Source organism: Komagataeibacter sp. NFXK3 (assembly GCF_054182245.1).
On the sequence record NZ_JAPIVJ010000002.1, the window covers coordinates 140710 to 159444 of the forward strand.

Below are 18735 nucleotides of genomic sequence, written 5' to 3' on the forward strand. Positions count from 1 at the left end.
GTTATAATTACGCTCTGGACGAATAGAAAACCTTTCTTTTAGAATGGTTGCAGCCAAGCAACCCGTGAATGGATGGAGGGGTGCCGGGTAACCCCGTGCGCCCGAAGCCGTATGATGATCATTGCACGCGCAGGTTTCGCCATCCCATGAGCCGTTTACCCGCTACCCGCCTTTCCCGCCTCAGGATCACCGCAACCGTGGGGCTGTGTGTCGGCCTTGGGGGCATGCATGCGGCCAGGGCGCAGTATGTGGGGCAGGTCAGCTCCATCGTGGTCGATGCCCGCACCGGGGCCGTGCTGTCGCAGCAGGATTCGGACCTGCGGCGCTACCCCGCCAGCCTGACAAAGCTGATGACGCTGTACCTCGCTTTCAAGGCCGTGCGCACGGGGCAGGTTTCATTTAATCAGGAAATGCCGGTTTCGGTCCATGCCGCCTCCATGGAGCCCTCCAAGCTTGGCCTGCGTCCGGGTTCGCAGCTTACGGTGGAGCAGGCGGTGCTGGCGCTGGTCACCAAGTCCGCCAATGATGCGGCCTGCGCGCTGGGCGAGTTCCTCGGCGGGGGCGACGAGACCCGCTTCGCCGCGATGATGACGCGCGAGGCCGGCAGGCTTGGCATGTATGATACCGTGTTCCGCAATGCGTCCGGCCTGCCCAACCCCGAGCAGATGACATCGGCGCGTGACCTCGCCACCCTGGCGCGCCACCTGATCGTGGATTATGGCGAGTACTACCATTACTTTGCGGTGCCGGGTTTCTATTTCCACGGGCGCGAAGTGCCCAACCATGACCCGATGCTCGGCGCCTATCCCGGTGCCGATGGCCTCAAGACCGGTTATACCGATGAGGCGGGCCATAACCTCGTCACCTCCGCCGTACGTGACAACGTGCGCCTGATCGGCGTGGTGATGGGGGCGAAGTCCAATACGCGGCGCAACACCACCATGGCGGCGCTGCTCGACACCAGCTTCGAGGCCGAGGGCGTGGCCCCCGTGGCGCGTCCCGCCATGCGGCCGCTGCTGCTGGCGCGTGCGGGCGGCAGGTCGGTTGCCGGGCGCCATGGCATGACGCTGGCCTCAGCCCGCCTGCGGGCCACGACGGCGGATGAAGTGGCCGAGGCCCCGGGCATTCCCGCTTCCTACACCCGCATCCGGCGCGGGCATGGAACGGTGGTGCACGTACACCCCGCCCCCGTGCGGGCGCATGTGCACCTGGTCAGCATGGGGCATGTGGCGCACACCACGCATGCGCGCGCCAAGTCACGAAGCTGACAGCACGCGCCGGGCAGGGTATAGAAGGCACGATTATCCATCCGGCGCGGCTGGCAGGCGGGTCAGGCGTGTTCCTGTTGTCCCTCTCATGACTGCGGGCGGGTGGTCATGCACAGATGACAGGAAAGGTTAGCAGCATGGAAGGCGATATGCACGGCGGCGCGGTAAAGATCCACACGCCAGAAGATTTCGTGGGCATGCGGGCGGCGGGCCAGCTTGCCGCCCGCACGCTCGACATGATCACCCCGCATGTGCGCGAGGGTGTGACCACGGGCGAGCTTGACCGCCTGATCCATGATTACATGATTGCCAATGGCGCGGTGCCGGCCACGCTGGGCTATCGCGGCTATCCGGCCTCAAGCTGCATTTCGATCAATCATGTCGTCTGCCACGGCATCCCGGGTGAAAAGACGCTGAAGGATGGCGACATCCTCAACATCGATGTGACCGTCATCCTTGATGGCTGGTACGGTGATACGAGCCGGATGTACACCGTGGGCAAGGTCAAGCTGCGCGCGCAGAAGCTGATCGAGGCGACCTATGAATCCCTCATGCTGGCCATTGATGCCGTGCGCCCCGGCGCCACGCTGAACGATATCGGGCGTGTCATCCAGACCTATGCCGAGGCACGGCGCTTTTCGGTGGTGCGTGATTTCTGCGGGCATGGAATCGGGCGCACCTTCCACGCGCCGCCCAACGTGCTGCATTACGTCAGCCCCGATGCGGACCTGGTGCTGCGCCCGGGCATGTTCTTCACCATCGAGCCCATGCTCAATATCGGCCGCCCGGACGTGAAGATACTGGAAGACAAGTGGACGGCGGTAACGCGCGACCGCTCGCTCTCCGCCCAGTTCGAGCACATGATGGGTGTTACGGAAGACGGGTGCGAGGTCTTCACCCTCTCGCCTGCAGGCTATACCTGCCCGCCCTACACGCTGGCGTAACACGCCGCCCCTTGCTGCTGCGGGAGCAAGGATACCGACGATACCGAGAGGAAACGCCCATGCCTTCTGCCCGTGGCCTGCACTACCGCGCGCTCCTGCTTTCATGCCTTGTCGCCGCCCTGCCTGTGGCGGGGCAGGCCGCGGTGGTGGACCCGCTGGCATTCGAGAACACGCAGGGCGGCCAGGCCATCGGCATGGCGCCCACGCCGGGGCGCAATGGCATGGTGGTCGTGGCACAGGACCTTGCTGCCCATGTGGGGGCCGACATCCTCGCGCGCGGCGGCAATGCGGTCGATGCCGCCGTGGCGGTGGGCTATGCCATGGCGGTGGTCTACCCCGCCGCGGGCAATATTGGCGGCGGCGGGTTCATGACCCTGCGCATGCCCGGCGGGCAGGCGACCTTTGTCGATTTCCGTGAGCATGCGCCGGGGGCCGCCACGGCCACCATGTATCAGGATGCGGCGGGCCACGTCATTGCCGGCGCCTCCACCAAGGGGTGGAAGGCCGTTGCCGTTCCCGGCACCGTGGCGGGGCTGGAAGAGGTGCATGACAGGTGGGGCAAGCTGTCACGCGCGGATGTCATGGCACCTGCCATCATGCTGGCGCGTGACGGATTCATCCTCAAGCCCAGCGATGCGGACCTGCTGCACACCTCAACCGAGGCCTTTGCCAGGGATGCGTACGCCAGCAAGATCTTCCTGCACGCCGATGGCACGCCGCTCATGGCGGGTGAGCGGCTGGTGCAGCCTGACCTGGCCCGCACGCTCGAGCGGATCGCGCGCAAGGGGGCCAGCGGCTTTTATGAAGGGCCGGTGGCGAAAGAGATCGTAAAAAGCAGCCAGAAGGGCGGCGGCATCCTGTCGCGCAGGGATTTCACCAGCTACCACACCCGCATGATGGCGCCGCTGACATGCGACTATCGCGGTTACCATATCGATACCGCGCCGCCCCCAAGCGGTGGCGGTGTCGCGCTGTGCGAGATGCTCAACATCCTGTCAGGCTATGACATGCATGCGCTCGGGCTGCATACGGCCGCAGCCGTGCAGCGCGAGGTCGAGGCCATGCGCCACGCCTATGCCGACCGGCAGGACCTTGGCGACCCCGCCTTCGTCAACAACCCCATCGCGCACCTGGCCGACCCCGCCTACGCGGCGCAGGTGCGCCAGTACCTGCCGCTCAATCATGCGGTTTCCTCCGCCAGCCTGCGCCCCGGCCAGCCTGAAGGCGAGAAGGAGGAAACCACCCACTATTCCATCGCCGACCAGTCCGGCATGACGGTGGCGGTGACCTATACGCTCAATGGCTGGTTTGGCGCAGGCGTGGTGGCGGGCCGCACCGGCGTGGTCATGAATGACGAGATGGATGATTTCGCCACCCGCCCCGGCGAGCCGAACATGTTCGGCATCGTGGGCAGCCAGGCCAATGCCATAGCGCCCGGCAAGACGCCGCTCTCCTCCATGGCGCCGACCATCATCTCGCATGATGGCCAGCCTGCCATGGTGCTCGGCAGCCCCGGTGGCTCGCGCATTCCCACCATCATCCTGTCGGTGCTGACCGGCATGGTCGATTACGGGCTTGACGTGCAGCAGGCGGTCGACCTGCCGCGCATCCATGAGCAGTGGCAGCCCGATGTGGTGCAGGTGGAACACGGCGCGCTCTCGCCCGCCGTCATCCGCACGCTCACCCATGAAGGCTACAGGGTGGAGGAGCATGCGCCTTGGGGCGTTGCCGAGAGCATCCTTGTCGGTGGCCCGCGCATCGGCCGGGTGGGGCAGGCGCGTTACTATGGCGGGGCCGACCTGCGCCACCAGTCCGGTGCGGCTGTCGGGGAATAAGCGTGATTTTTTTGCCCGCCCCCTTGTGCATGGGGCGGGTGTATGTGTTAGAACCCGCTCGGGAGATCGGTTGTAGACGGATACCTTGCTAACCTGGTCAGGTCCGGAAGGAAGCAGCCGTAGTGAGTTTCGTCCGGGTTATGGCCGGTCTCTCATCTGAAACAAGTTTCTGTGTCGCCATCGCGCCACGTACGCCATGGCTACTTCTCCAGCCCGGATGCATCAATGACCGTTTCGTCGGATCAGGATCGTTCCGAGGAGGCCGGGCTGCCTGCACCGCCCGCAGATGGCCCCGGCCTGTTTGGTGACGCCCCGCCGCCATCGGCATCGCCCGCCGTGGCGGATGCAGAACCCGCCGCACCCTACCGCGTGCTGGCCCGCAAATACCGCCCCACCACATTCGATGACCTGATCGGCCAGGAAACCACCGTCCGCATCCTGCGCAACGCCTTTGCGCTCGGGCGCGTGGCGCATGCCTTCATGCTGACCGGCGTGCGCGGCGTGGGCAAGACCACCACGGCGCGCATCATTGCCCGCGCGCTCAACTGCACCGGGCCTGATGGCAAAGGCGGCCCCACGGCGGACCCGTGCGGCGTGTGCCCCAACTGCGTCGCCATCCTCGCTGACCGCCACCCCGATGTGCTGGAGATGGATGCCGCCTCGCGCACCGGCGTGGACGACGTGCGCGAAATCATTGAGGCGACCCGCTTCCGCCCCATGCAGGGGCGCATGAAGGTCTTTATCATCGATGAGGTCCACATGCTCTCGCGCAACGCGTTCAACGCGCTGCTCAAGACGCTGGAGGAACCGCCCGCACAGGTCACCTTCATCTTCGCCACGACCGAACTGCGCAAGGTGCCGGTCACCGTGCTCTCGCGGTGCCAGACCTTCGCGCTGCGCCGTGTGCCGCAGGTGGAACTCGCCGCCCATTTCGATCGCGTGGCCCGCGCCGAGAACGTCACCTTCACCCCTGATGCGCTGGCCCTGATCGCGCGGGCTGCCGATGGTTCGGTGCGCGATGGGCTGTCGCTGCTCGATCAGGCCATAGCCCAGGGCACGCTTGATGGCGAGGGCGGTACGGATGCCGCCCCCATCGGGCTGGATCTCGTGGCGGGCATGCTGGGCCTGGCCGATCGCGGGCTGGTGTTCGACCTGCTCGATGCCGTGCTTGAAGGCCGCCCGGAGCGCGCGCTGGCCATTACCGGCGATGTGTATGAGCGCGGTGGCGATCTTGGCGTGATGCTGGGCGATGTGCTGGAGCTTGTGCATACCGTCTCGCGCCTCAAGGCCATTCCCGCCCTACGCGACAACCCCGAGATGCCCGAGGCAGAGCGCCTGCGCGGGGCGGCCCTGGCCGAGCGCGTACCCGTGCCGGTGCTGGGCCGCACATGGCAGATGCTGCTCAAGGGTGTGGCCGAGGTCGAGCAGGCGCCTGACCGCAGGCAGGCCGCTGAGATGGTGCTGATCCGCCTGTGCTATGTGGCCGACCTGCCGCCGCCGGGCGATGTGGTGCGCCGCGTGCTGGGGCAGGATGCCGCGGCCGCGCCCGTACAGGCTTCGGCCTCTCCTGCCGCTCCCACGGAGGGCGGGGTGCAGGCTGGCGCATCCTCCAGTGTTGCGCCGGGGCCGGAGGGCGGTGGTGGTGGCGCCATCCGCATGGTGGCCAATGGCGGTGTGCGGGTCGATGCCACGGCGCGGCCCGCGCCCGAGATCGGCCGGGTGGAGGAGATGCCGCTTGCGCCCGCGCCCCGCACGTGGCGCGAGACCCTGGCCCTTGTGTCGGGGCGTGACGCCATGCTGCACGGCCATCTTTACCATGCGGTGCATCTTGTCGCGTTTGAGCCGCCGCTGATTACGATCCGGGTGGAACGCAACAGCCTGCCCGGCCTGGCCCGGCGGCTGGAAACCTTCCTGCGCGAGATGACGGGCGATGCCACATGGCAGGTCCGCCAGTCCGAGGAGGAAGGCGAGGCCACGATTGCAGAGCAGGGGGCCGAGATCATCGAGCTGCACCGCGCGCAGGCCCAGGCCCACCCGCTGGTGCAGGCGGTGCTGGCGGTTTTTCCCACCGCCCGCCTTGGTGCCGTAACCGACCACGCGCTCGATGATTATGGCCTGCCACCCGAAGAACTGGCGCTGGAAAGTCTGGCGCCAGACCTCGAATTCGCCCCTCTTGATGCCGATCTGGTAGAAGAGGACGACCTGGATGCAGATGATTTTGCCTGAGGAGAGACACTGAACATGAAAAATCTTGCCGGCCTGATGAAACAGGCCACCCAGATGCAGGCCCGCATGGAAGAAATGCAGGCCAAGCTTGAAGACATGGTCATTGAAGGCAGCGCGGGCGCTGGCATGGTCAAGCTGACCATGAACGGCAAGGGCGACATGAAGTCGATCACCATCGACCCCAAGCTGGCCGACCCCGCCGAGATGGAAATGCTGCAGGACCTGATTCTTGCCGCCAGCGCCGATGCCCGCAAGAAGCTCGACGCCACCGCCAGCGAGGAAATGAAGAAGGTCACCGGCGGCCTGAACCTGCCGGGCGGGATGAAATTCCCGTTCTGAACCAGGGCACAGGAGGGCATGCATGAGCGGGCGGGGTGAGATCGACCGGCTGGTGACCCTGCTGGGCCGCCTGCCGGGGCTCGGGCCCCGCTCGGCCCGCCGGGCGGCGCTGGCCCTGCTGCGCCAGCCCCATGCCCGCATGCTGCCGCTGGCGCAGGCCATGGAGCAGGCGGCGCGCGCCGTGCGCACCTGCTCGAGCTGCGGCAATCTCGACACGACCGATCCCTGCGCCATCTGCGCCGACCCCACACGCGATGCGGGGCTGGTGTGCGTGGTGGAGAACGTGGGCGACCTGTGGGCGCTCGAGCGCGCGGGCGTGCATCGCGGCGTGTACCAGGTGCTGGGCGGCACGTTGTCCGCCCTGTCCGGCATCGGGCCGGATGACCTCAACGTGCAGCCATTGCTCGACCGCATTGCCGGGGGCAGCGTGCGCGAAGTGATCCTGGCCCTTGGCGCCACGGTGGAGGGGGCCACCACCATGCACTGGCTGCATGAGCGGCTGGCCCGCTTTGACACCATAAAGATCAGCCGCGTGGGGCAGGGCGTGCCGGTGGGCGGCGCGCTTGACGTGCTTGATGATGGCACGCTGGCCGCCGCCATCATGGCGCGCAGGCCCGCATGAGCACACTCTGGCCGGTGCCTGCCGGCATGCCGCGCGCAGCCCTTGTTACCGGCGGCGCGGCCCGCCTTGGCCGCGCCATTGCGCTGGAACTGGCGCAGGCGGGTTTCGATATCGCGCTGCATTACAACACGTCCGCGCACGCGGCGGAACAGACCGCTGCCGAAATCCGCGCTACAGGCCGCAGGGCCGTGCTGCTGCGCGCCGATCTGGCGGAGGAGGCAATGGTCACGCCGCTCGTGGCCGAGGCGACCCGCGTGCTCGGCCCGGTGGGCGTGCTGGTCAATAATGCCAGCATGTTCATGCGCGATGAATGGGATGACGCGACACGGGCCGGGTGGGATGCCCATATGGAGCCCAACACCCGCGCGCCCTTCGTGCTGATGCAGGAATTCGCCCGCCTGCTGCCCGAGGGTGCGGATGGCATGGTGCTGAACATGCTTGATGAGCGCGTATGGTCGCTCACGCCCCATTTTGTCAGCTATACCGTGTCCAAGGCGGCGTTATGGACCCTGACCCAGACCATGGCGCTGGCGCTGGCGCCACGGCAGATCCGCGTCAACGCCATAGGCCCCGGCCCCGTGCTGCCCACGCCACGGCAGACACCGGAGCAGTTTGCCCGCCAGTGCGCCTCCGTGCCGCTCGGCCGGGTTGCCACGCCTGATGAGATCGCGCGCGCAGCCCTGTCGCTGATCTGCCTGCCATCCGTAACCGGGCAGATGCTTGCCCTTGATGGCGGCCAGCACATGCAGTGGTCACCCACGCCACCCGCGCGCTGAAGCCCCCGACCGACAGGAACCACCATGTCTGTATTCCCGCCGTGGAATGAACCTGAAAACCTGCGCTGCCTGTTCGTGCGCAACATGGTGCTTGATGCCCATATCGGCGTGTTCGAGCACGAGCAGGGCGTAACCCAGCGCATTCGCGTCAATGTGATGTTTGGCGTGGCTGACAGCGCCTCGCTGGAGGTGGGGGCTGATGATCTGGCCCGCACGGTATCATATGAACGTGTGGTGCTGCTGGTGCGCGCGTTGGTGGCGCAGGGGCATGTCGCCCTTGTGGAAACGCTGGCCGAGCGAATCGCGGCAGGCGTGCTGGCGGAAAGGCGCGTGCGCATCACGCGCGTGCGTGTGGAAAAACTCGACATCTTCGATGATGCCGAATCGGTTGGTGTTGAGATCGAGCGCCGCAACCCCGCCTGATGCAAAAACGGCCCGGAGCGTGGACTCCGGGCCGGTCAGGATCAGTTGTCGTGGTCGTCCTTGTCGGTCTTGACGTCGATGTCAGCGCTGCTGATGTCGTCGTCATCATCGTCATCAAGGCCCGCGTCGTCAGGCAGCACGGCGTCTGCATCCTCATCCGCATCGGCGTCGAGATCGACATCCACGTCGTTATCGACCGCGTTATCGCCGGTCTTGGGCTTGGATTCGGGGGCAGCTTCCACCGGGCGGCGCAGGCGCGGCAGTTCCACGGGCTGTTCAGCGCCGCATTTGGGGCAGACGGCCGGATTCTTGTTCAGATCGTAGAAACGGGCGCTGCAGGAGACACAGACACGTTTGGTGCCGAGGTTGGACTGAGCCATCTTGAACCTGTCGATCCTGTTTTTGATGATGAATGGAGCCACTGTATCCGGAAGTGGCAAAAGGCGCAGCCCCATGCCAGTTTGCGCGGCAGATGTCAAACATTGCCCCCGCACCCCGGCACCCCGATCATGCCGATCTGTGATTGACTTTGTCACCCGGAATACGGAATGGGATGCGTTATGAAAACCGATCATGCCCCTTCTTCCGTTCGCGCGCTGACGGTTCATGCCCCGCGCGCGCCCCTGTCCGGTTCGGTCCATGTGCCGGGTGACAAGTCGATCAGCCACCGCTCGCTGATGTTTGCAGCCCTTGCGCGCGGCACGACCCACATCACCGGCCTGCTGGAAGGCGAGGACGTGCTGCGCACCGCCGATGCCATGCGGGCCCTTGGCGCGGACATCACCCGCGAGGGGGCAGGCCAGTGGCGCGTGCAGGGCTGCGGGCTCGACGGGCTGCGTGAACCCGCCGATGTGCTGGACATGGGCAATTCCGGCACGGCGGCGCGCCTGCTGTCGGGCATTCTGGCCAGCCACGGCTTCACCTCGGTCATGACGGGCGATGCCAGCCTGCGTGGCCGCCCGATGAAGCGCGTGACCGACCCGCTGGCCGCCACGGGGGCCACCTTCCTCTCGCGCCAGGGCGGCCGGCTGCCGCTGGCCATCGCGGGCAACGCCAACCCGCCGCCGCTGGCCTACCGGCTGCCGGTGGCCTCGGCCCAGGTCAAGTCCGCCGTGCTGCTGGCCGGGCTGAACGCGGTGGGTGAGACCCGGGTGGAAGAACCCGTCGCCACCCGCGACCATACCGAAAACATGCTGCGCCACTTCGGCGCGCAGGTGCATGTCGAGCCCATGGGCGCGGGCGGGCGCGTGATTACGCTCCAGGGCCGCCCCGACCTTGTGGCGCGTGACATCGTGGTGCCGGGCGATCCGTCTTCTGCTGCCTTCGTGCTGGTGGCAGCGCTGCTGGTGCCGGGTTCGAAGTTAACCGTGCAGGGCGTGGGGCTGAACCCGCTGCGCACCGGGCTGTTTACCTCGCTGCGTGAGATGGGGGCCGATCTCGTCATCAGCAACGAGCGTGTCGAGGGCGGCGAGCCGGTAGGCGACCTGACCGCCACCGCAGGCGCGCTGCATGGCGTGGACGTGCCCGCCACCCGCGCGCCATCGATGATTGATGAATATCCGGTGCTGGCCGTGGCCGCCGCCCATGCCACGGGCCAGTCGCGCTTTCGCGGGCTGGAGGAGCTGCGCGTGAAGGAAAGCGACCGCCTTGCCGCCACCGTGGCGTTGCTTGAGGCCAATGGCATCAAGGTGGACGTGGTGGGCGATGACATGATCGTGCATGGCACGGGCGGCGCCATTCCCGGTGGCGGGCTGGTCGAGACCCGCATGGACCACCGCCTGGCCATGAGCGCGATTGTGATGGGCCTTGCAGCCGAAAAGCCGGTCAGCGTGGATGACACCGCCTTCATCGACACGAGCTTCCCTGGATTCGTGGGGCTGATGAACGGCATCGGCGCGGGGCTTGCGGCATGACGCAGCGCCTGGTCATAGCGGTTGACGGCCCGGCCGCGGCGGGCAAGGGCACGCTGGCCCGCAGTCTGGCCGAGGCGCTGGGCCTGCCCTATCTCGACACCGGCCTGCTCTACCGCGCCACCGGGCGGCGCATGATCGATGCCGGGCATGACCCCGCCACCGCCCCGGCGGAGGAATTTGCCGCCACCGTGGGCATGGAAGACCTGCGCCGCACCGACCTGCGCGTGCCCGAGGTGGACCGTGCCGCAAGCCTCGTGGCCGCCCAGCCCGCCGTACGCCGGGTACTCGTTGATGTGCAGCGCCGCTTTGCCGGTGCCCATGGCGCGGTGCTCGACGGGCGCGATATCGGCACGGTCATTTTCCCCGACGCCCAGGTCAAGCTCTACATTACGGCCTCGGCCCGCACGCGCGCCGAGCGGCGGTGGGAGCAGATGGCCACCGACCCCGACGCCCCTGATCGCGCGGCACAGATCGCACAGGTGGAGCGCGAGATCGCGGCGCGGGACGCGGCCGATTCCGCCCGCGCCACCGCGCCCCTGCGGCCGGCGGATGACGCCGTGCATATCGAGACCGACCACCTCGATGCCGCCGCAGTCCTGGCCGAGGCCCTGCGGATCGTGGCGCTGAAGACGCGCTAGCGCGCTTTTGTGCGCGAACCATCCGCCCCCGGCACGGTTTTTATTGACATGCGCCGCCCATAGGGTGTCTGTGCTCAACGGTATATGCCCCGCGCGCCAGCGCCGGGCATGATCTTTCACATCTGGCCCGCAGGCGTGCCGCGACCGTGTCGTGGTTGGGAGCCCGGGCAAGTCGTTCCCATGTTACCGCGCAGGCGGGCAGGCGGGGGCGCAGGATTGTCCACATCCGCCGCCGCGCGGTCATGATGTGGTTACAGGATTTACGAGTAACTCATGGCTTCAGCCACAACACAGCCCGTCGAGAACTTTGCCGATCTCCTCGAGGAAACCCTCGGTCGCGATTCCGCGTTTGACGGTTCCGTCGTCACCGGTCGCGTCGTTCGCCTGACGGATGAATACGCCATCGTCGATGTCGGCCTGAAAAGCGAAGGGCGCGTCTCCCTCAAGGAATTCGGGCCGCCGGGCGTTACCCCCGATGTCAAGCCGGGTGATGTCATCGAACTGTTCGTCGAGCGGTACGAAGATCGTGACGGGTCCATCGTCCTGTCGCGCGAGAAGGCCCGCCGCGAGGAAGCCTGGTCGAACCTTGAAAAGGCGTTCGAAGGCAACCAGCGTGTCAACGGCACCATCTATGGCCGCGTCAAGGGTGGCTTCACGGTCGACCTCGGCGGTGCGATGGCGTTCCTGCCCGGCTCACAGGTCGATATCCGCCCCGTGCGCGACGTGACCCCGCTGATGGGCGTGCCCCAGCCGTTCCAGATCCTGAAGATGGACCGCGCGCGCGGCAACATCGTCGTGTCGCGTCGCGCCGTGCTCGAAGAGACCCGTGCGGAGCAGCGCAGCGAGCTGATCCAGGGCCTGAAGGAAGGCATGATCCTCGATGGCGTGGTCAAGAACATCACCGATTACGGTGCGTTCGTCGACCTTGGTGGCGTCGATGGCCTGCTGCATGTGACCGATATCGCATGGAAGCGCATCAACCACCCGTCCGAGGCGCTGCAGATCGGCCAGCCGGTCCGCGTGCAGGTCATCCGCTTCAACCCCGACACGCAGCGCATCTCGCTGGGCATGAAGCAGCTTGAGGCTGACCCGTGGGAGAACGTGGCGATCAAGTACCCGCCGGGTGCCCGCTACACCGGTCGCGTCACGAACATCACCGACTACGGTGCGTTCGTCGAGCTCGAGCCGGGCGTCGAAGGCCTGGTGCACGTGTCCGAGATGTCCTGGACGAAGAAGAACGTCCATCCGGGCAAGATCGTCGCCACTTCCCAGGAAGTCGATGTGATGGTTCTGGATGTGGACAGCGCGAAGCGCCGCATCTCGCTGGGCCTGAAGCAGGTGCAGCGCAACCCGTGGGAGCAGTTCGCCGAGGAACACAAGGTTGGTTCCGTGGTGGAAGGCGAGATCCGCAACATCACCGAGTTCGGCCTGTTCATCGGCCTCTCCGCCGACATCGATGGCATGGTTCACATGTCCGACCTGTCGTGGGACGAGCCGGGCGAAGTCGCCATGAGCCACTACGAGAAGGGCCAGGTCGTAAAGGCCAAGGTTCTGGACGTGGACGTGGAGAAAGAGCGCATCTCGCTGGGCATCAAGCAGCTGCATGAAGACCCCGCAGCCGACACGCTGAGCAAGGTGCAGAAGGGTGCGGTCGTGACCTGCATCGTGACCGCGGTTCAGGCGAACGGCATCGAGGTGAAGGTTGACGACGTTCTGACCGGCTTCATCCGCCGTGCGGAACTGGCCCGTGACAAGGCCGACCAGCGCCCCGAGCGCTTCGCCGTTGGCGAGCGCGTTGATGCGAAGGTCGTGTCGGTTGACCGCGCTGCCCGCAAGCTGGCCCTGACCATCCGTGGCCGTGAGGTCGAGGAAGACAAGCAGGCGATCACCGACTACGGTTCTTCCGATAGCGGTGCGTCGCTGGGTGATATTCTGGGTGCCGCGATCCGTCGCCGTAACGCCGAGAGCTGATCCGAGCCACAGGCCCTGGCCCGCGCATGCGTGGGTTGGTGCCGGGCACAAAAAAGGGCGGTGCAGGAATGCACCGCCCTTTTTTTATGTCGAAAGAAAAGAATGAAAGTTTTTGGGTGCCGCCTTTTTTCAGAAAAGCGGCGTTCTCTGAAGCTTTTTGAAAAAAGCTTCACCAAAAACTTTCATCTGCTTTTACCGTGTAGCGGGTGGGCCTTTGATGATCTCGGCAAGGTCATCGGGGCGTATCCATTTGCGGAAGGCATCGCGGATCGCTTCCGCACTCATGGTATAATAGGCCCGGGCTGCGATATCGTTCTGGTTGAGCGGCAGGCCAAGGTCGCTGAAATGCAGGTAACCCGCGGCAATGGTGTCGAGGCTGGCCGATTGCAGCGCGAGGCCACGCAGCATGCCCGCCCGCGCCATGGCCAGTTCATCCGTGCTGACAGGCTGGGTCTGCATGGCGATGATGTCCTGTATCGCAGCAGCGCGCGCCGCGTCCACCTTCTGCGGGTCAGCGCCGAACGAGATGCTGTAGGCCGCGCGCTGGCGCTTCCATGTCAGGTGGCTGCGCACGGTATAGACATAGCCGGTGCGCACCCGCAGGTCGCGATACAGGCGGGATGAAAAGCCCGAACCCAGAATCTCGTTGCCCAGGTTGAGCGCGAAATGCTCCGGGTTGGTCGCCGTCAGCCCAAGGCTCTCGGGCAGGGAAACCGTAGCCTGCGTGCTGGACGGGTCAGGCACGCGGGTTACGCTGGCCGTGCTGTCGGGGCGCGGCGGCAGGTCGACTACGGGGGTCGGGCCTGTGGCCTGCCAGGCACCAAAGGTACGGGCAATGGCCTTGTAGGCGGCATCGGGCGTTATGTCGCCGGTAATGACGATGGTGGTCAGGTCAGGCCGGTAGGCGGCGGCATAAAAGGCGCGGCAGTCCGCCACGCTGAGTTTCATGATGCCCGCAGGCTCGGCCTGCCGCAGCGACGGATCACCCTTGGGCGAGACGGCGGCCTGCATCGCGCGGCCAAACAGGTAGTCAGGTGAATGCAGTAGCCCCGACAGCGAGGCCGCCGCATTGGCCTGCACCACCCTGAAGGCGGCTTCGGGCAGGGCGGGGTGCAGTTCGTTTTCCGCCAGCAGGTCAAGCCCGCGCTCGAAATCGGGCGTGAGCACGCTCAGGCTGAAATCGGAACCGGCACTTTCGGTTGCGGCAATGTCATCAAGCGCCTTTTGCAGCCCGATCCGGTCATGCGTGGTGCTGCCGTAGCGGAACATCTCATCGGTTATGTCGGCAATGCCTTCCTTGCCCGGTGGCTCCTGCATGTCCTCGTTCTGGCGGATGGTGCCGTACAGGCTGACCGTATGGCTGACCGTGGCCGGGCGCACGATCAGGCGCAACCCGTTGGGCAGCGTGAAGGCGGCAGGCTGGGCGGAGGGCGTGGGGGCATTCACACCCATCAGGCTGTCATTGGCCCATTGCGGCAGGCTGACGGGGTGATCGGGGGTGGAGGCGAAGGATTCCGAGCCGCCAAAACCCTTGCCCTCGACCGGGTGGCCGCCATCACGCGGGGTGAGGATGGCGGTGATGGCCTGCTGCGGGTCGAGCACCTGCCGGGCTAGGCGGTTGACGTCCTCTGGTGTGACGGCGGCAAAGGCGGTGGCTTCATCATCGGGCGATTGCAGGCCCATGATGGCCTGGGCCTCGGACCAGCTTTCCGCAAGGCCTGCAATGCTGTTGGCGGCAAAACCGAGCTGGGCCAGTTCCTTGCGTTTCGCGGCTTCGACCAGATCGGCGGGCACGCCGTTTTCACGCAGGGTTTTCAATATATCCTGCATGCGCGCCTGCAGGGGGGCTGCCTCGCCGCCCTTGGGGAAGGCAGCAATGGCGATGCCGATGCCCGCATCCGCCTTGGTCACGAAATCGAAGCTCGACAGCAGCGCGCGGCCCTGCGGCACGAGTTCGTACAACGCCCCGCGCTGGCTGGACAGCACATCGGCCAGAATGCGGGCAGCGGCATAATCATGGCTGTTCTGGCCGGGCATGCGGCTGGCAATGGCCACCAGCCCCACCGGGTAGTCGGTGGGGAAATGCAGCGTCTGGGCATGGACCGGGCCGGGATGGACCTGCGGGCGCGCGGGCAGCGCGCGGGCGGGAATGGGGCCAAAGGCCGCGCGCACCTGCGCCATGGTGCGGGCGGGGTCAACATCACCGGCAATGACCAAAATGGCGTTGTTGGGGGCGTACCAGTCGCGGTAGAAGCGGCGCAGCAGGGCCGTGTCGGTTTTGTCAAAGGATGGCCTGCTGCCCAGCGCGTCATGCGCGTAAGGCGTGTTTGCAAACAGGATGGATTGCAGCCGGGCCAGGTACACATAGCCGGGGCTCGACAGGTCGCGCGAGACTTCCTGCTCGATCGCGCCGCGCTCATGCGCCCAGTCATCGGCGGCCAGTGTCAGGCCCTTCATGCGCAGGGCTTCGATATGCAGCAGCACGTCGAGGTTTTCCGCCGGGGCGGTGTAGAAGAACTGCGTCACGTTTTCCGTCGTGTCGGCATTGTAGTTGCCGCCCAGCCGCGCCCCGATGGCGGCAAGCTGGTCGCGGTCCAGCCCCTCGCTGCCGCGAAACATCATGTGCTCGAGCGCATGCGCCGTGCCGGGAAAGCCCGCCGGTGCCGCGGCCGAACCGGCCAGGTAATTGATCTCGGTGCTCACGACCGGGGCCAGCCGGTCAGGCACGATCACGACCCGCAGCCCGTTGGGCAGGGTGGCCTGTAGCGGCATGTCAGGCTGGGGCGCGGGCGTTGCGGCCCCTGCCTGCGGGAGCGTGGCAAGCGTGCTACCGCATAACAGGAGGGAGAGGCATAATGTCTTGGAAAACAGGCGTGCTATCATGCCACAAGGTTACGCCGCTTTACGGGCGGGGGCCAGTTCGCGTGTTGCGTCGCCAGTCATGAAGGAGGCACGGTCATGTCCATAACCCAGCCGGAAACGACCCGCATGGCCGGGCGGGTGCGTGATGTCATGGAAAGTGCCGTGGCCGCAGGCCGTCTGGTCGGCGCGGTGGTGCTCATCGCCGTTGATGGCGAGGTGGTGGTGCGCGAGGCCGTGGGCCTTGCCGACCGTGAGGACGGACGCCCGATGCAGGTGGGCACTCCCTTTCGCCTCGCCTCGCTGACCAAGCCGGCCATCACCGCCGTGGCGCTGGCCCTGGCGGAGGCAGGACGGCTCGACCTTCATGCCCCGATCACGCGCTACCTGCCCGATTTCCGTCCTGCCCTGCCGGGTGGCGGACCCTGCCAGATCACCTCGCACCAGTTGCTCACCCATACCAGCGGGCTGACCTACAGCTTCTCCTTTCCGCAGGATAACAATCCCTATACCCGCGCAGGCGTGTCCGACGGCATTGCCGAGCCGGGGCTTTCGCTGGTGGATAATCTGGCGCGGCTGGCCACGACGCGCCTCATCTTCGCGCCGGGGCAGGGATGGGCCTATTCGCTGGGGCTGGACGTGATGGGCGGCGTGATCGAATCCGTGGCCGGGTGCACGCTGCCCGAGGCGCTGCATCATCATGTAGGCGGCCCGCTGGGCTGGAAGCAGACGGGCTTTGCCCCGCCACCGCCCGGCACGCTCGCCACCTGCTACGCCGATGGCAGGCCCGCCCCCATTCGCATGGGCACGGAATACGTGCTGCCCCGCCTGCTGCCCGGTGGCGGGGTGGGGGCCATCCGTTTTGCGCCCGACCGGATATATGATCCGACCTCCTATCCCTCGGGTGGGGCAGGCATGGTGGGCAATGCGCCTGAATTCCTTGCGTTTCTCGAGGCGGTGCGGCTTGGCGGCGAGGGGCTGCTCTCGCCCGCATCGGCCATGCTGTTCGGGCGCAACGCCACGGGTGCGATTGAAATGGGGCCGCTCATGCGCGGGCGTGGCTTTGGTTATGGTGGCGCCGTGATTACGGATTCCACTGCCGCGCGCACGGCGCTCAGCGCGGGGAGTTTTACATGGGGCGGTGTGTACGGGCATCAATGGGTGGTTGACCGGGCGCGGGGCATGAGCATTGTCATGCTCAGCAACACTGCGCTGGCGGGCATGGCGGGCAGCTACCCCGATGCGGTCGTGGCCGCCGCCTGTGCATGATGAGAGAGAAGGCTGGGAGCTGTCATGTCATTTGGTGAACGCGTCAATCAGTTCGACGCCTGGCTGCTGGACCGGATTTTCCAGCCTGTTGCCGATGCGCTGCCCGAGCGCCTGACGGCGATGGACGTGGGCATGAGCTTTCAGGTCGGCTCGATCGTGCTCTCGGCCGCCTCCATTTCCGCCCTGCTGGTGCTCGATGGCATGACGATCAACAACCTCATTACCAATGTGCTGGGCTGGTTTTTCGAGGTGATTTTCTACATCGGCATCCACCGCATGCGGGCCATGGTGCGGCCGGGCTACCAGAACCCCTTTCGCATCATGCTGGCGGGCATGCGGCCCATTTCCATTCCGTTTGCAGCCTATGCGCTCTATCAGGCCGTGACGGCGGATGCGGTATATGAACTCGCGCTGTGGTTCAATTCGCTCTCGCAGCTTGTGTTCGTGGCCGGGATCTACCTGATCTCGTGCAACGTGCCGCCGCCGGGGCATCGCGCGCGGCAGACATCCTTCGGGCGTGGCCCGCTGCCCAACGAACTCTGAGCGAAAGTTTTGGGTGAAGCTTTTTTCAAAAAGCTTCGAAAGACGCCGCCTTTTTGAAAAAAGGCGGCACCCCAAAACTTCTATTATTTCTTAAGGCATTTTAAGGGGATGGGCAGCGGGATCAGAAATCCACGCAGCGGCCCTTTACCGTCCAGTCGCCGTAGCGGGTGGGTTCCGGCCCCTTGGGGCCACCCACTTCATCGGCCTCGGCGGGCTGTTTCAGCAATGCGGCTTCCTTGGCCGCTTCATCCTGCGCGTTATCGGCTGCAGGGGCGGGGGAGGGGGATGTATCCTTGCTCATGCCCATCACTTTCCGCCCGGCATGGGGGGCTTGCAAGCGTAAAAGCCCCCGTCAGGCCGCAATAGCGCGTTATTGATGGACCGGTTACTGATGTTCCGACTGGGCGATGCGCTGCTGCACCGTCATGCGCCACGGGGCATCAGGCGGGGCGGCATCAAGTGCGCGGCGGTACAGGTCGGCGGTCTCGGGCGAGATATGGCCATCATCGGCCATCATCTGCGCTTCAGCCGCGCGGGCTGCCACCTCGGGGTCGAAGCGCTGCTCAATGGCGCTGCGCCAGGCCTGGGCGGCGGCGGCGTAATGGTCGCGCCCGGCCTCGGCCTGGCCAAGCAGCACGTAACCCTGGAACAGGCTCGGATCCCCCGGCGGGATCTGCCTGAGCTGGTCGCGCAGGCGGTCGATCAGCGCATCGTTGCGGTGGTCTTCCTTCTGCAGCGCCACAAGGCGCGGGGCCAGCGGCTGGGCAGGCAGGCCGGGGTGGCCCACGGTCATGTACAGTGCAATGGCCGCAACCGGCAGGCCCACGAGGGCGGCTGCAATCGCCCCGGTCGAGGCACCCTTGCGGGCGATGAAGGCAGGCAGCATGTCGGCGCCGAGCACGCGGCGCTGGATTTCCAGCCGCGCGCTGTCATGCTCGGTGGGTGCGATCATGCCTTCGGCCAGGTCGCGCTCGAGTTCGGCCAGCTGGGCCTGATGCAGCACCAGCGCGCTTTCACGCTCGTCACGCAGCAGCGTGGTGCGGCGGAACGACAGGAGTGCGGGCACAAGCGCGATCACGCCAAGCAGGCAGATACCAATCCAGATCATA

Annotated in this window: 17 protein-coding genes and 1 other RNA gene; 14 read left to right on the top strand and 4 right to left on the bottom strand. The window is 66.1% G+C overall.

What is annotated here, in order from left to right:
• Nucleotides 1-146 precede the first annotated feature (146 nt).
• The 9 genes from OQZ28_RS02810 to folB all read left to right on the top strand — a co-directional run bounded on the left by OQZ28_RS02810 (nt 147) and on the right by folB (nt 8433).
• Nucleotides 147-1268: a D-alanyl-D-alanine carboxypeptidase family protein gene (locus OQZ28_RS02810; RefSeq protein WP_130730361.1), complete on the top strand. Its 1122-nt coding sequence runs from the start codon at nt 147-149 to the stop codon at nt 1266-1268.
• 137 nt (nt 1269-1405) lie between these two features.
• Nucleotides 1406-2212, top strand: coding sequence for a type I methionyl aminopeptidase (map, locus tag OQZ28_RS02815; protein WP_130730360.1), 807 nt, complete (start codon nt 1406-1408; stop codon nt 2210-2212).
• Nucleotides 2213-2271: 59 nt separating this feature from the next.
• Nucleotides 2272-4047, top strand: coding sequence for a gamma-glutamyltransferase (gene ggt / locus OQZ28_RS02820; protein ID WP_458135094.1), 1776 nt, complete (start codon nt 2272-2274; stop codon nt 4045-4047).
• A gap of 61 nt (nt 4048-4108) precedes the next feature.
• An RNA gene (gene ffs / locus OQZ28_RS02825) (signal recognition particle sRNA small type) lies at nt 4109-4203 on the top strand.
• 69 nt (nt 4204-4272) lie between these two features.
• Complete coding sequence (locus tag OQZ28_RS02830; RefSeq protein ID WP_458135095.1) at nt 4273-6273, top strand: DNA polymerase III subunit gamma/tau; 2001 nt, start codon at nt 4273-4275, stop codon at nt 6271-6273.
• A 15-nt stretch (nt 6274-6288) separates the two neighbouring features.
• Nucleotides 6289-6612 (top strand): YbaB/EbfC family nucleoid-associated protein, encoded by a 324-nt coding sequence (locus tag OQZ28_RS02835; protein ID WP_458135096.1) that lies wholly within the window; start codon nt 6289-6291, stop codon nt 6610-6612.
• A gap of 22 nt (nt 6613-6634) precedes the next feature.
• On the top strand, nt 6635-7234 hold the full coding sequence (gene recR / locus OQZ28_RS02840; RefSeq protein ID WP_061271457.1) for a recombination mediator RecR: 600 nt from the start codon (nt 6635-6637) through the stop codon (nt 7232-7234).
• Nucleotides 7231-8010, top strand: coding sequence for an SDR family oxidoreductase (locus tag OQZ28_RS02845; RefSeq protein WP_458135097.1), 780 nt, complete (start codon nt 7231-7233; stop codon nt 8008-8010). Before recR ends, OQZ28_RS02845 begins: the two co-directional genes overlap by 4 nt.
• Nucleotides 8011-8034: 24 nt before the next feature.
• Entirely contained in the window at nt 8035-8433 is a 399-nt protein-coding gene (folB, locus tag OQZ28_RS02850) for a dihydroneopterin aldolase (protein WP_458135098.1), read from the top strand.
• A 41-nt stretch (nt 8434-8474) separates the two neighbouring features.
• Here the strand turns inward: folB and OQZ28_RS02855 are convergent, their stop codons facing one another.
• Nucleotides 8475-8813, bottom strand: coding sequence for a TIGR02300 family protein (locus tag OQZ28_RS02855; RefSeq protein ID WP_130730423.1), 339 nt, complete (start codon nt 8811-8813; stop codon nt 8475-8477).
• A gap of 180 nt (nt 8814-8993) precedes the next feature.
• Here OQZ28_RS02855 and aroA point away from each other — a divergent pair, with 180 nt between their 5' ends.
• From aroA to rpsA, 3 genes are all read left to right on the top strand, one after another.
• Nucleotides 8994-10346 carry a 3-phosphoshikimate 1-carboxyvinyltransferase gene (aroA, locus tag OQZ28_RS02860; RefSeq protein ID WP_458135099.1) on the top strand — a complete coding sequence of 451 codons (1353 nt, stop codon included), beginning with the start codon at nt 8994-8996 and terminating at the stop codon, nt 10344-10346.
• A complete protein-coding gene (cmk, locus tag OQZ28_RS02865) occupies nt 10343-10984 on the top strand; it encodes a (d)CMP kinase (RefSeq protein ID WP_130730352.1) in 642 nt (213 codons plus the stop codon). Before aroA ends, cmk begins: the two co-directional genes overlap by 4 nt.
• Before the next feature lie 273 nt (nt 10985-11257).
• On the top strand, nt 11258-12955 hold the full coding sequence (rpsA, locus tag OQZ28_RS02870; protein WP_130730351.1) for a 30S ribosomal protein S1: 1698 nt from the start codon (nt 11258-11260) through the stop codon (nt 12953-12955).
• Between the two features lie 192 nt (nt 12956-13147).
• Here rpsA and OQZ28_RS02875 read toward each other — a convergent pair whose 3' ends face one another.
• Nucleotides 13148-15838 carry a M16 family metallopeptidase gene (locus OQZ28_RS02875; protein ID WP_458135100.1) on the bottom strand — a complete coding sequence of 897 codons (2691 nt, stop codon included), beginning with the start codon at nt 15836-15838 and terminating at the stop codon, nt 13148-13150.
• A 75-nt stretch (nt 15839-15913) separates the two neighbouring features.
• On the opposite strand from OQZ28_RS02875, the gene OQZ28_RS02880 reads away from it, so the two are divergent.
• Both OQZ28_RS02880 and OQZ28_RS02885 read left to right on the top strand, forming a co-directional pair.
• Nucleotides 15914-17083 carry a serine hydrolase domain-containing protein gene (locus OQZ28_RS02880; protein WP_458135101.1) on the top strand — a complete coding sequence of 390 codons (1170 nt, stop codon included), beginning with the start codon at nt 15914-15916 and terminating at the stop codon, nt 17081-17083.
• Nucleotides 17084-17107: 24 nt separating this feature from the next.
• The gene (locus tag OQZ28_RS02885; RefSeq protein WP_061271450.1) at nt 17108-17626 is read left to right on the top strand and encodes a hypothetical protein; all 519 of its coding nucleotides are present in this window, start codon (nt 17108-17110) and stop codon (nt 17624-17626) included.
• A gap of 121 nt (nt 17627-17747) precedes the next feature.
• Here the strand turns inward: OQZ28_RS02885 and OQZ28_RS02890 are convergent, their stop codons facing one another.
• On the bottom strand, nt 17748-17927 hold the full coding sequence (locus OQZ28_RS02890) for a DUF1674 domain-containing protein (RefSeq protein WP_458135102.1): 180 nt from the start codon (nt 17925-17927) through the stop codon (nt 17748-17750).
• Between the two features lie 84 nt (nt 17928-18011).
• Nucleotides 18012-18734 carry a c-type cytochrome biogenesis protein CcmI gene (gene ccmI, locus OQZ28_RS02895; protein ID WP_130730345.1) on the bottom strand — a complete coding sequence of 241 codons (723 nt, stop codon included), beginning with the start codon at nt 18732-18734 and terminating at the stop codon, nt 18012-18014.
• Nucleotide 18735: the final 1 nt, after the last annotated feature.

Coding starts and splice junctions, on each gene's coding strand:
- OQZ28_RS02810 (WP_130730361.1), top strand. CDS start 147: ATGAGCCGTTTACCCGCTACCCGCCTTTCCCGCCTCAGGATCACCGCA.
- map (WP_130730360.1), top strand. CDS start 1,406: ATGGAAGGCGATATGCACGGCGGCGCGGTAAAGATCCACACGCCAGAA.
- ggt (WP_458135094.1), top strand. CDS start 2,272: ATGCCTTCTGCCCGTGGCCTGCACTACCGCGCGCTCCTGCTTTCATGC.
- OQZ28_RS02830 (WP_458135095.1), top strand. CDS start 4,273: ATGACCGTTTCGTCGGATCAGGATCGTTCCGAGGAGGCCGGGCTGCCT.
- OQZ28_RS02835 (WP_458135096.1), top strand. CDS start 6,289: ATGAAAAATCTTGCCGGCCTGATGAAACAGGCCACCCAGATGCAGGCC.
- recR (WP_061271457.1), top strand. CDS start 6,635: ATGAGCGGGCGGGGTGAGATCGACCGGCTGGTGACCCTGCTGGGCCGC.
- OQZ28_RS02845 (WP_458135097.1), top strand. CDS start 7,231: ATGAGCACACTCTGGCCGGTGCCTGCCGGCATGCCGCGCGCAGCCCTT.
- folB (WP_458135098.1), top strand. CDS start 8,035: ATGTCTGTATTCCCGCCGTGGAATGAACCTGAAAACCTGCGCTGCCTG.
- OQZ28_RS02855 (WP_130730423.1), bottom strand. CDS start 8,813: ATGGCTCAGTCCAACCTCGGCACCAAACGTGTCTGTGTCTCCTGCAGC.
- aroA (WP_458135099.1), top strand. CDS start 8,994: ATGAAAACCGATCATGCCCCTTCTTCCGTTCGCGCGCTGACGGTTCAT.
- cmk (WP_130730352.1), top strand. CDS start 10,343: ATGACGCAGCGCCTGGTCATAGCGGTTGACGGCCCGGCCGCGGCGGGC.
- rpsA (WP_130730351.1), top strand. CDS start 11,258: ATGGCTTCAGCCACAACACAGCCCGTCGAGAACTTTGCCGATCTCCTC.
- OQZ28_RS02875 (WP_458135100.1), bottom strand. CDS start 15,838: ATGATAGCACGCCTGTTTTCCAAGACATTATGCCTCTCCCTCCTGTTA.
- OQZ28_RS02880 (WP_458135101.1), top strand. CDS start 15,914: ATGTCCATAACCCAGCCGGAAACGACCCGCATGGCCGGGCGGGTGCGT.
- OQZ28_RS02885 (WP_061271450.1), top strand. CDS start 17,108: ATGTCATTTGGTGAACGCGTCAATCAGTTCGACGCCTGGCTGCTGGAC.
- OQZ28_RS02890 (WP_458135102.1), bottom strand. CDS start 17,927: ATGAGCAAGGATACATCCCCCTCCCCCGCCCCTGCAGCCGATAACGCG.
- ccmI (WP_130730345.1), bottom strand. CDS start 18,734: ATGATCTGGATTGGTATCTGCCTGCTTGGCGTGATCGCGCTTGTGCCC.